This window comes from Pedobacter sp. (genome assembly GCF_037719805.1).
In the GTDB taxonomy this organism is placed as follows: Bacteria; Bacteroidota; Bacteroidia; order Sphingobacteriales; family Sphingobacteriaceae; genus Pedobacter.
Genome location: NZ_JBBJLZ010000005.1, coordinates 39,259 through 51,238 on the forward strand (window position 1 = coordinate 39,259; position 11,980 = coordinate 51,238).

General features: G+C 38.5%; 12 protein-coding genes. 8 read left to right on the forward strand and 4 right to left on the reverse strand.

Translation table 11 applies throughout. The annotated features are described in order from the left end of the window. Positions 1–81 precede the first annotated feature (81 nt). From WKF66_RS16545 to WKF66_RS16565, 5 genes are all read left to right on the forward strand, one after another. The gene (locus WKF66_RS16545; RefSeq protein WP_489675599.1) at positions 82–903 is read left to right on the forward strand and encodes a helix-turn-helix domain-containing protein; all 822 of its coding nucleotides are present in this window, start codon (positions 82–84) and stop codon (positions 901–903) included. A gap of 417 nt (positions 904–1,320) precedes the next feature. After that, complete coding sequence (locus tag WKF66_RS16550) at positions 1,321–1,581, forward strand: hypothetical protein (RefSeq protein WP_489675600.1); 261 nt, start codon at positions 1,321–1,323, stop codon at positions 1,579–1,581. Positions 1,582–1,587: 6 nt separating this feature from the next. Continuing rightward, entirely contained in the window at positions 1,588–2,115 is a 528-nt protein-coding gene (locus WKF66_RS16555) for a hypothetical protein (protein WP_489675601.1), read from the forward strand. A gap of 95 nt (positions 2,116–2,210) precedes the next feature. Beyond that, the gene (locus tag WKF66_RS16560) at positions 2,211–3,716 is read left to right on the forward strand and encodes a serine hydrolase domain-containing protein (protein WP_489675602.1); all 1,506 of its coding nucleotides are present in this window, start codon (positions 2,211–2,213) and stop codon (positions 3,714–3,716) included. 77 nt (positions 3,717–3,793) lie between these two features. After that, entirely contained in the window at positions 3,794–5,101 is a 1,308-nt protein-coding gene (locus tag WKF66_RS16565) for an energy transducer TonB (protein WP_489675603.1), read from the forward strand. Positions 5,102–5,133: 32 nt separating this feature from the next. Here WKF66_RS16565 and WKF66_RS16570 read toward each other — a convergent pair whose 3' ends face one another. Then, on the reverse strand, positions 5,134–5,388 hold the full coding sequence (locus WKF66_RS16570; RefSeq protein WP_489675604.1) for a hypothetical protein: 255 nt from the start codon (positions 5,386–5,388) through the stop codon (positions 5,134–5,136). Between the two features lie 429 nt (positions 5,389–5,817). Here WKF66_RS16570 and WKF66_RS16575 point away from each other — a divergent pair, with 429 nt between their 5' ends. Next, on the forward strand, positions 5,818–6,510 hold the full coding sequence (locus WKF66_RS16575; protein WP_489675605.1) for a 3-keto-disaccharide hydrolase: 693 nt from the start codon (positions 5,818–5,820) through the stop codon (positions 6,508–6,510). Between the two features lie 90 nt (positions 6,511–6,600). Continuing rightward, on the forward strand, positions 6,601–8,199 hold the full coding sequence (locus WKF66_RS16580) for a TlpA family protein disulfide reductase (RefSeq protein ID WP_489675606.1): 1,599 nt from the start codon (positions 6,601–6,603) through the stop codon (positions 8,197–8,199). A gap of 46 nt (positions 8,200–8,245) precedes the next feature. Here WKF66_RS16580 and WKF66_RS16585 read toward each other — a convergent pair whose 3' ends face one another. The 3 genes from WKF66_RS16585 to WKF66_RS16595 form a co-directional block, all read right to left on the reverse strand. After that, positions 8,246–8,737 (reverse strand): hypothetical protein, encoded by a 492-nt coding sequence (locus WKF66_RS16585; RefSeq protein ID WP_489675607.1) that lies wholly within the window; start codon positions 8,735–8,737, stop codon positions 8,246–8,248. Positions 8,738–8,869: 132 nt separating this feature from the next. Continuing rightward, positions 8,870–9,520, reverse strand: a complete 651-nt coding sequence (locus tag WKF66_RS16590) for a cupin domain-containing protein (RefSeq protein ID WP_489675608.1) — start codon at positions 9,518–9,520, stop codon at positions 8,870–8,872. 367 nt (positions 9,521–9,887) lie between these two features. Continuing rightward, on the reverse strand, positions 9,888–10,082 hold the full coding sequence (locus WKF66_RS16595) for a hypothetical protein (protein ID WP_489675609.1): 195 nt from the start codon (positions 10,080–10,082) through the stop codon (positions 9,888–9,890). 416 nt (positions 10,083–10,498) lie between these two features. On the opposite strand from WKF66_RS16595, the gene WKF66_RS16600 reads away from it, so the two are divergent. Next, the gene (locus WKF66_RS16600) at positions 10,499–11,944 is read left to right on the forward strand and encodes a serine hydrolase domain-containing protein (RefSeq protein ID WP_489675610.1); all 1,446 of its coding nucleotides are present in this window, start codon (positions 10,499–10,501) and stop codon (positions 11,942–11,944) included. Positions 11,945–11,980 lie beyond the last annotated feature (36 nt).

Sequence of the window (11,980 nt, forward strand, 5' to 3'; positions counted from 1 at the left end):
TCACAATAGACTCTTCGCTTTTGACTTAAAGACAATTTTGTCTGACGAAAATGCATAAATTAAACCTAAAATGACAAAGGTATGGAAGACCATTTAATTCTTCAGCATAATTTGCTGTATTCCCGCGGTCATCAAAAAGCACAAAGTAGCGAACACTATTTTCCTGAGCACGCTTTGGGAATCATGTTATCTGGTGAATCACACTATTTTTCGAATGAAGGAACATTCATTATGAAAGAAGGTACCGTATGTCTGATGCGTCGGAACCAATTATTTAAAAAGCTTAAAAAAGTAGGATTAAACGGTGAGCCACCTTCATTGGTCAGCCTTTTCCTGGACCAGGCGACACTACAAAGATTCGCAATGAAAAATGAGATCCAGAAGCGGAATGTATATAAAGGTAAGGCCATGATCGATCTGACTGGAAACCTATTTCTGAAAGCTTTCTTCGACTCGTTGCTGCCTTATATTGATCATTCTAAGAAATTTACCGCAAATATTGCGAAACTAAAATCTTTTGAAGCTATCGAGTTATTGCTTCAAGAAGGTGACTTATTTAAGAATTTTTTGTTTGATTTTCTAGAACCATACAAGATAGATTTGGAGACTTACATGAACCATAATTATAAGTATAACATTACGCTATCATCATTTGCTAAACTCACAGGTCGTAGCCTCTCCACTTTTAAAAGGGATTTTACGAAAATATTTGAAACGACACCCGAAAGATGGCTACAATTAAAGCGTTTAGAGCAAGCTCATCATTTGATCACAAAAGAAAACCAACGTCCCTCAGAAGTATATCTAGAAGTTGGTTTTGAAAACCTATCACACTTTTCATTCGCCTTCAAAAATCAATTTGGTTTGACACCAACGGAGTTACAACACAATAGCATAAAGTAATATTGTCTTATAAAGGAAGCTTAAACTTTAGGAGTTAAGATTGAGTTGCCCTGTAAAATGGGGAACTCTATCCAGACGTTCCCCTTACTAACCAAATATAAAACCTAATGAACAGGTTTGTCGTAGAGGAAAGAGTCGAACTTTCTTAAACCACCAACTGGAACCCTACTTAAGGTAATTCTCTATCAATGCAAAGCTGGTCATCACATTTAAACATAAAGTAATCAACTTCTAGCAACTGTTAAACGTATTTTAAGGTGGATGAATTAAGATGAACTTGTTATCAATTAGACTCGGTAAATTATATTAAAAACAGTAGTACAGCTATTCAGTTTAAATCGTCTTAAAGAACCATTATTCTATCGCTTTTCATCTTTTTAACTCACACGGATTCATTACTTTTAAGAAAATTAATTAATGTACCAACTAAGACTATTGTTTTTTAGCCTGATGCTAATAACGTTTAATAAAAGTGCTAATGCCGCTTTAAATTTATCACTGGATAAAAGCATTAGTATCTCCATTGCATTGAATGCGAATTCCATTGTGAATTTAGCTAAAAATCAAAATGGTCAATATTTAGGAAGTTTAATTCTATCTGCTAAAGAAATTAATGATAGAAAAACATATACGATCGCACAGGTCATTTCATCTGATACTGTCGCAAATCTTATATAGAAGGTCTTGGATTTAGGCTTGCTAGAGATTCGTGAAAGTGATGCTAAGGTTATAGATGGTTTTCGATCTAGTTTCATTATTAAACAGCTTAATGAGGAAAGAATTATACGTTTAGTGGCAGGAATACCCAACGATGAAAACAGTAGGCGGGCAGGCGATATAATTCATTTATTAAGCAGTGAATTGAGTGTTAAAACCAGGCTACATGAGTTTTTAAATACTGCGCCGTCAGGTACGTATTCGATAGGAATGACAACAATTAGAGTTCATGAGATCCTTTCAGCCGGTGTTAAAAAAAGCTCACTGTATCAGTCTTTTGAAAAATCCCTTAAAAGGAATAGGATTAATGTACCGTTATACATTATAAATGGGATAATCGTACCTCCAATTGAACTTAATAGATATCAGCTGGAGGATATTAAAAATGTAGTAGTTAAGACAAGTTCGGAAGCTACTACTCTATATGGAGCGTCTGCCGCTAATGGTGTTATAATTTTAGAAATTAACGTTAAATTGAAGCAGGAACAACGATAGAGCGTAGTTTTTTATCAACCCGAAAAAAGGACGAACGGCACCAACAACGCTAACCAACAATTTGTTTACCTTAGTCTAAACCAATTGCCACTGCCATGTCTTATCGTTGTATCTCACTTACTATCATCTTACAAGTTAGTTTTGTCTTAGCGCTAAGCGCCCAGCACTTACCGCATAGTCAAGCCGAGTCCGAAGGGGTCGATTCTAAGGGTATACTGGACTTTGTGAACGCAACACGGACGGGCAAAACCGAGTTTCATAGCTTTATGCTCTTGCGCCATGGTAAGGTCATAGCCGAAGGTTGGTGGAATCCGTACAAACCTGAATTACGCCATACGCTTTACTCATGTAGTAAAAGCTTTACCGCAACTGCAGTTGGTTTCGCTATTGCTGAAAAGAAACTGTCATTATCCGACAAAGTGATCTCGTTTTTCCCTGATAAGTTACCTGCAACGGTAAGTCCAAACCTGGCCGCGCTGACTGTCAAAGACGCGCTCATGATGGCGGACGGGCAGGACCCGGAGCCCAGCCGACTTTCGTCCGAAACCGATTGGGTAAAAGGTTTCCTAGCCACGCCTATCGTGCATAAGCCAGGCAGCGTTTTTCTCTACAACTCTTTAGGTACCTATATGCTTTCCGCCATCGTTCAAAAAGTAACCGGGCAAGGCCTGTTGCAATACTTGAAACCGAGATTGTTCGACCCGCTAGGTATCAAAAATATGGATTGGGAAACTGACCTGAAAGGTATCAATACTGGTGGCTGGGGCCTGCGTTTAAAAACTGAAGATATGGCCAAATTCGCGCAACTGTTTTTACAGCGAGGTCAATGGAATGGTAAACAGCTACTCCCTAAAGGCTGGGCTGAAGAAGCCAGCTCGGTTAAGATCATCCAGCATCCAGACCTGCCACAAGCCAAAAAAGATGCCAGTGACTGGGAACAGGGTTATGCTTATCAAATGTGGCGTTGCCGGTATAACGCTTATCGCGGCGATGGCGCATTTGGTCAATATATGATCATCATGCCTGATCAGGACGCGGTACTGGCGGTTACGGCCGAAACCTCGGATATGCAGGGTGAGATTAATCTCGTTTGGCAATACTTGTTACCCGCCATGCATGCGGGAAAATTGCCTGCCAATAAAGCCAGCGATGCAGCACTAAAAAAAGCACTAAAGCAATTGGCTTTACCACCTGCACCGAAAACTGCGGTTAGCGGAAACAGGAACGGTACTTACCGGTTGGAACCTAATAAACTGAACTACACTACTGCCAGTTTCACTAATAATCAACTTACCATTAAGAACGATACCGCCAGCTACCAATTGAAATTTGGCGCCGGAACCTGGCAGACCAGTACCACACTAAAGCCCGGGCCTTCGCTGACTGCCGGTGCCCAGGAAAACCGAAGCATGCTTTTCCCGGCCAAAGTAGCCGGTAGTTATAGCTGGACTGATGACAATACCTTACAACTTACTTTACGATATATCGAAAGCCCGCATACCGAAAAATTCACCTGTGTCTTTGATGGTGAGGGACTGACCATGCACGTAGCAAATACGGTCACCCGTGGCGAAACAATTATCAAGGGTAAATTGCGATAAAAGCTAATCGATTATCCTTATAAAATAAGTTTATTAACGTTAGTTTAGTTCTAAAATCACCTAGCCAATATGTCCTTATGAATTACAAATTAATTGCTCTCCTCCTAATTGGATTTAATACGACGGCTTTTGCTAATCAATCTTTAAAATCTATCGCAACTGATACTCTTAAAAAGGATAGTATCTCAGCGCAATTTCCCGGTGGTATGAATCTTTTCTACAATTACCTAAAGACCAGCATCAAATATCCGGTAGCTTCCCGATTACGCGGTGTTCAGGGAAAAGTGATGCTCGAGTTTATAGTAGATAGTACCGGTCAGGTATCGAATGTTAAGGTGAAAAAAGGCCTGGATAAGTATACCAATCGGGAGGCACTCCGGATTATGCGTTTAAGTCCCAAATGGATTCCCGGAACCATCAATGGTGCTAAGGTAAGTTACGTCTATTATATACCTGTCAGCTTTAAAGATACAGCCAATACTAAGGGCGCTGTTGTGGTGGTAAATGGGAAGCTATTTAAAAGCTATGGAAGCCTTAGGAAGTTAGCTCTCGATACCCTTCCATTTCAAATTATTCCCTCTACTCTATCAAAGGCAGTATTAGGCAAGAGGTACAATAAAAAGCTCGTGGTTTTTAATGACGTTACTCCAAACACTAAAGGATATAGTGAGGCTCAATTCAGAACTGCTTTTAAGCTTCTTCAAAATATCGACACTAGTAAAGTTCAATTAAATGTCGCAGAAAAGATAAGTTCCTTAGATGAATGGCGTCAATATCTTAACAAAGACAGTATCTTAAATATTTACATGTATCCTGCCAGTGTTTACAGAACTCAGGGTAAGGATAAGTTAGGGACTGTAATGTTAGTCACCAAAGCTGGATTAGCCAGACAGAGAAAATCAAAGGATAATCTCATAAACAGTATTGTTGACTATAGAAGTGGGAAAAGTCCTTTACGTAAAGAACTACTAACTATAGATGACTACTCCTATATTTCAACAGCAATCTTCGATAAAATTGATACAAATATCATTCAATATGTAAACATTGTCTCTCCCACAGAGGCAGTAAAATTATTTGGAAGTAATTACAGTAACGGCATCATCTACATTTATACTAAACGTTACCAAGCTAATCGGCTATCATCTGATAAGGATAAACTGTTAACGCTGATTAAACAATCCAAGCAACAAGGTAAGCTACCCGTCGATGATACTATTTTTATAAACGGTGAAGTTGCAGGATTTGAAACATTAACTAATTTATCAGCTTCAGATATCAATTATGTAAATATCATAAATAAGGAGGAAGCTAAAGCATTCTTTGGTGACCACGAGTATAGAGGAATAATTTATATTCATACCTCAACAAGTATGAATAAATAAGGCATACCCAACTTATACCTATGCCGATGCCTTCATATCTTCTTTTGGTACTTAGAATGCATGCTGCTGAGTAATTGGAACTGATCATATAACGGCGCCATACAAGCCCTGATGCAACTATTCAGTGTACTTACTCTTCCAAAAAGGTTAGAAGATCTATCCATTGGTTCCGTACGCGAGAATTTTGCCTTTGTGGATTTGCCCGATACTATTTGCTGTCCTCTGTATTGTTTGTAACTTGTGTTACCTATCTTGCCCTTAAAGTGCTTACCGTCAAATCCTGCCATACATTTTTATATTTGGTTGAGTCAGCAACATAGCGCTTTATATGAGCTTAGTATACCACCTACAGGAATATAACAATAACACGTAATAAGTCCAACTTGTGATCGGAAATCATGGTCTTATCTTGGTGTCAAGTTGGACACATATTTGTCTCATACAAAGCCCATATCAACTACTTACTTTTTTATCCTACTTCCCGACCAAACTAGAAGCTTGTACTCAAGAGCAAATTGACCAGAGTAAGGCATCAAAATATAGAACGACAGCTAGAACAAGGTGTCATCCAAATTCTTCATGTCAGTTGACAATTCTTCAGACTAAATGGAAAGCGTCTCTCTTATCAACTTTTTATATAAAACAAATACCAGAAAATTAATATTACATCGAATAAAAGTGTTAACCTTATAAAAAGAATCATTGTGATAATAAGTATGAAGAAGCTGTCGGTTTTATTGTTGCTGTTATTTTGCTTAGTCAATTTAACCTACTCTCAGAAAGCTAATAAATGGCATTATCTATTTAATGGAAAAACGGTCAATAGATTAAGAGGTTACAAAATGGCCACTTTCCCATCTGATGCCTGGAAAATAGAACATGGCGCACTGGTTACCCAAACGGATGTGCCGAATGTGGATATTCTAACAAAAGAGACCTATATTAATTTTGATTTGACACTGGAATGGGCAGTATCTAAAGCCGGCAACAGTGGTATTTTTTATAATGTTCAGGAAAACTCAGATCACGAATCCGGCAATGGAAATAGCCCAAATTGGTTAGATAATTTTGAATTCCAATTGCTGGATGACATTAATTTTAATGATAAAGCCCCAATACGTTCCGCAGGATCTCTGTATGACCTAATTTCGCCGGTAAATAAGCAATTGAAAGTAGTTGGGGAATTTAATACCGCGAGGTTATTAGTAGATCATGGTCACGTTACACAATGGATCAACGGGGTCAAAGTTGTTGAATATACATTGGGATCAAAAGAATTAAAAGACCTCATCCGTAAAAGCAAATATAATGACAACCCTAATTTTGCTACATCTACCAGTGGCCACATTATGTTTCAACATCATGGGCAAAAAGTTTGGCTTAAAAATATTAAAATAAAGCGGCTGTAGCAACCTCTTCGGTGAGGCAACAATGGACAATCTCGGATCTTGACCTTATAACCCAAAAACGATATTCTTATCGGCCTAACGCTTCTTAACATGAAAAACCTATTAGTTTTCGCTTGTCTGCTGTTGTCAGTCTATGTCGCAGCTGCGCAATCCAAAGAAACTACCTATACAGGCACAATAAAGGGCTACTCGGTCAACATGGGTTTTAGAACTGCACAACTACTTGTAAATAACATCGTAACCGGCAAGCAGGAGGTATATTTGATTGAAATAAAGTCCGACGGAACATTTTCAGCAAGGTTTTCCCTGCTCCGTAATCAGGAGTGTTTAGTGACTTTCCCATTTTTTTATACCTACGTATATTTTGAACCTGGTAGAAATCTGGTGCAGGATTTTGACATTGCCGATATCCCTAACGTAACCTCCGTGTTTAAGGGTGATAGCAGATTGGCCTTAGTCAATAATGACATCAATAAGGTGAGGCCAATTTTATTGGATTTCAATTATGATGTTTTGTACGCTGATATATACCAATTAACGCCGGAGCAGTACAAAGCTTATACTTTAAAGGGCATGGAGCAGAAGCTTAGCAAGATTGATAGTTTGGCAAAGAAGGAGGGCATGAGCAAAGTCGGCCTCAAACTGGCCCGTCAAAACATACAATATCATACTGGCTTCGACTTGAGCCAGTATAATCATATGCTGGATATTGCTTACCGCACAAAAAATAAGCTACCATTTGCAAGCAAGAAGCCAGCCTTAACTCCGGTTAGGTTAGGTGCCGGCTATTATGATTTTCTAAAAGGAATGAAATATGATAAGGCAGCAATGGCCTCGTTTAATTACAATCCTTTTCTAAATCTATTAATGTATATAGATCCAATTTATGACAAAATTGGACGCAAAGACTATACTGAGGAGATCAAGAAGCTTAAAACGCTGGACACTTTAGATGAAAATAATAAGGCTACGATAGCGCATTACGAAAACGCGGCCTGGAACAATATAAGTGGACCTGGAGAGTTAGAGAAAGCGAGGCCAGTTGTCATGAAAGAGCTTTTAAACAAGGAAAGCTCATTAGGACTTGACTTGATGTACCTGAGAAGTGAATCAGAGCGCATGGATGCTGCAAAGGATACCTTATCTGCTGCGGAGTTTGCCGATATAAAGTCGAAAGTTAAAAATAAGTTTCTGATGGTTGATGTGGAGGAACTTAATGAAAAGATCAAAGCAAGTATCAGGAGCATTAAAACCCAGACCGGCTATACCTATAACCAATCCCCGACGAACACATCGGGTGATAGCTTATTTGTACAGCTAATGGATAAGTTCAAAGGCAAAGTAGTTTTTATCGACTTTTGGGCTACCTGGTGCGTGCCCTGTATAAACAGCATCAAGGAAATGGCCCCAATGAAAGCAGAACTGGCACAAAACAAGGACATTGTGTTTTTGTACATTACGAATCCATCTTCGCCAGAAAAAGCTTACCAGACGGTGATGCCTGGGATTAAGGGCGAGCATTACCGGGTATCTAATGATCAATACAATTTATTAGCTAAGCAGTTTCAAGTAACCGGCATACCTCATTATGCATTGGTTAATAAGCGTGGAGGAGTTGTTGATGGACATTTTCGATGGAGCCAGACAGATGAAATAAAAAAGCGATTGATGGCTTTAGCGAATGAGTAGAATCACCCTTTTTTAGTAACTTGAAGTTGAAGCTAAATGATAATTGTTAACCGCACTTCTTTGATTTTTTAGCTTCATAGGTACTCAGAAAGTGATTCAAAATATGAATTTTTCCATCGTCAATCGTAAGCTCACTACTTAAATGCTCGACCATGATGCTGACATCAAAGAATTGATTGTCTGTAGTAATCTTTCCTTTCTCGATTATTTTTTCAACCCGTTTGAAGTAGGCTTCAAAAATATCAATATCATAACCCGTCTGATTTTTCAGATATGTATTAAACTTAAGATTACGAGCTTCTATTTGTATTTCTATCAGATCCCTAAACCAATGCTTTAGTTTAGTAAGCCGTCCTTTGTTATAATGTTCAAGGGTTTGTTTTTTTAAAGATTCATAATGTACAGAGGAATTGAAGTCATCAGTTTTGATTGCAGCTGAAGTGTCATCTAAATGATAATCGATCGCTGCTAGTACTAAATCTCGAAACTTCCTCAATTCAATACGTTTATCGTCTACCGCTAGGATCCTGTCTGCCATTAGCTATCTTGACAGTTTGTGTAAATGACCATCTCTCAAATATATCGAAAAGTACGCTTTGTGTAGGAAATAGGCACTTTGATTCCTGATTTAAACAGGTAAATTTGTGACTCGTGCGCATTTATGTATTCCCTAGCTTAAGCCATATTTATCAATCAAAGGTTGGGCTTTTTCAGGATAATAAGTTAGCCCAAATTTGTTGTCAAGTTCGCTTACACGTCTGGCAATTTCAGGGTCTTCGAACGATATTTTACGTTCAATGACTTCGGGGATAATTTTATGATATAACTCTTCAAGATAATCTTCAAAATTTTGATTAAAGTACATATCAACGAGTCGAAGATTTTCGTTGCCAGAATTCCAGATCACATGAATGATTCCTCTGGGTCTAAGGTGCCAGCTTCCAGCAGCAACATCCACAACTTTGTCGCCCATCAAAACAGAAGCAGTGCCTTCCATAACGTACATCAGTTCATCCAGACTCTCATGTTTATGAGGAGAACCTGCCATTTTGTTAGGAGCTAGGACCGCTTCGACACAGGAGAACTGTCGATTGGTTTGCGAGCTGCGAATAATCGTTCTCATATTGCTGCCAAGCGGCCCGACTTCCAACGTAGCTTTTGCAGGAATTAAAAACGGAATTGGAACCTTAGTCGCCCCACCGTCGTTTATTTGATCCTTTTTCGGATCATCACAAGAAGCTAAAGGAAGAACACAAATTGCCGTTATAAACATACCTATTTGCTGAAGGGCCTCACGTCTGGGTGTTGTTTTAGGTTCCATAAAAACTTTTAATCTAACTCATACCTAATATAGGAAAGATTAATCAGGACGTTAGATTGATTTTCAGAGGGATCAATGACTAATGGTTTCAATTCTATGGCTGTATACAAGCGTCAATTAGTGAAGTGGTATTTATTGCTCGAAACAAAGCTTTAACTATAGAAGCTAAAGATATTATGTACTTTATAATAGCATTCTGACCTCCTCTACTGATTTTTTTGCCCGGAAATCTTTACTAATTGCTAGCTAGATCCATCTAATCTTGTAAAAGCTGTACGGAAAGAATATTTAAGGTCGACCGAACCAGGTACTTTCGCATATAATGTTCGTTCTTTAAGAAAAGATTACGCATTAGCCATTTAGACAGCTAATCTTTGGACGTTGTATCTTTGTGTCGCTTCGCAATTGTTTCCATGAATGAAACAAGTAATATAAGGGATGAATAGGCCACTATTAGTAAAGAATCCAGCTTTTCAAGCTTGTCGATAGTGAGACCCCTATAGATGGAAATGGTTACCAACGCTCCGATTATAACAATTAAGATGATTTTTAGTGGTTTCATAGTTTCCAAATTAAATGGTTATAAATTATATTGACGACCACAATGGATATGCAGTATAATTAGAAAGTGACAATACATATGCGAATAAACACCCAAAACAGGTTATGCAGATGGTTTAAACAAAAGTACAAGATATCGAAAAGTTATAAGTATTACCATAGTATACATTGAGAATTAAAGTTATAGCTAAGCATAGTAAAATGGATCGAATACCCTGATTTACCCAAATTATCATTAAAAGGTGGAATAATGGAGAATACATGGACCAGGCACAAGCTAACTCAATGCAATTGACAAGGAATATAGTCTTTTCATTTTTTAATAATTATTTTAGTCAGTCTAAACATCAATTTGACCGTATCGGGAATATGTCTAAAAAGGAGTTAGCTCGTTATCTAAAACCAATTATCCTTGTTTTGGTAACTTTTTTAATCAGTTGCACGCCTGCAGTATCCGACCAGAAAACAGATGCGACTGCTAGATTAGCCATTCGATATTTGAATGACCGTAAACCTGATAGTATTTACGAGCTAGTTGGCGAAGCATTTAAAAAGCGTTTACCTCCTGCCGCTTGGGCAAGCGTCTACACAAAGCAATTGTCCGGTCTGCTGCCACTCGAAAATATGACCTTGGTATCCCAGAATGATTCTTTAAGCATTTACAAAGTGGATCTCAACGTATCATTAAATGGCAAAATCGCTACCAGACCTTTCCAATTTGAGGTAGGTGCTTTAGATAAATACGGCAAGATCAGCAGTATAGCACTGCATCCTTACGCTGAAACCAGTTTAAAAGCAGAAAAGGCGCCTAAAGACAATAAAATGGTCAGTTACTTAGACACAGCTGTTGACAGAGTTGTATCTCCCTATATTCAAACCAAGGGCAACGTTGGTATTAGTGTCGCTGTTTGGTATAAGGGGAAAAGCTTTTTTTATAATTATGGAGAGCGTAAAATCGGCAGTAAAATTCTGCCTAATAATCATACGCTCTATGATATCGGTTCCGTAACAAAGACATTTACTTCTACACTGCTTGCAATTGCTGTTCAACAGCGATTGTTGACCCTGGAAACCCCGATTGCTAAATTCCTACCGGACTCTGTGGCGGAAAATCAAGGATTGAAAAACATAATCTTTAAGCAGCTCGCTAATCACACATCCGGTCTACCACGTGATGTTGATAATTTCGGGCCCGCAATTACTGATGCCAACCAGCCTTTTGGAAACTACAGTATTAACATGCTGTACTCATTTTTAAAGGATTATAAACTGGGAAGGGATACACTGAAGTATGAATACAGTAACTTAGGAGTGGGCTTAATGGGTGCAATACTCGAAACGGTTTTCCATAATTCGTACCGGAACATAGTAAGAGGACATATCACATCCCGATTAGGGATGAACGAAACTGTCATCGAAATTGATACCACGAAATTTAAAAACCTTGCTCAGGGGTATAATTTGTACTACCAGCCTGTGCCTTTTTATCTCATTCAAGCAATGGAGCCAGCCGGCGCTGTCAAAAGCTCAACATATGATCTTATAGCATATGCAAAAGCGCAGCTATCTAGCCGCAATGATAGACTTGATTCGGCTATAAGGTTAACTCATAAGGTCAGCTATGAAAAAGGCTCTAATAAAATAGGTTTAGGATGGCAGTACTTGGACACCCATAAAAACGTTCTAAACCATGAAGGGGGAACGGGAGGTTATTTCAGCAGTATTTGTATAGATTTAGATGAGAAAATAGCAGTAGTTATTTTGACCAACAATACCAGCAATGGGCATCTTCTGGGTAAAAAATTAATAGTCGCTATACAGGCGATGAATCCGCAGTCAGCTGCAAGTATTACACGCAGGTAAGCTGAAGCACATTGGGAAGGCTCAAAAAATGTTTCA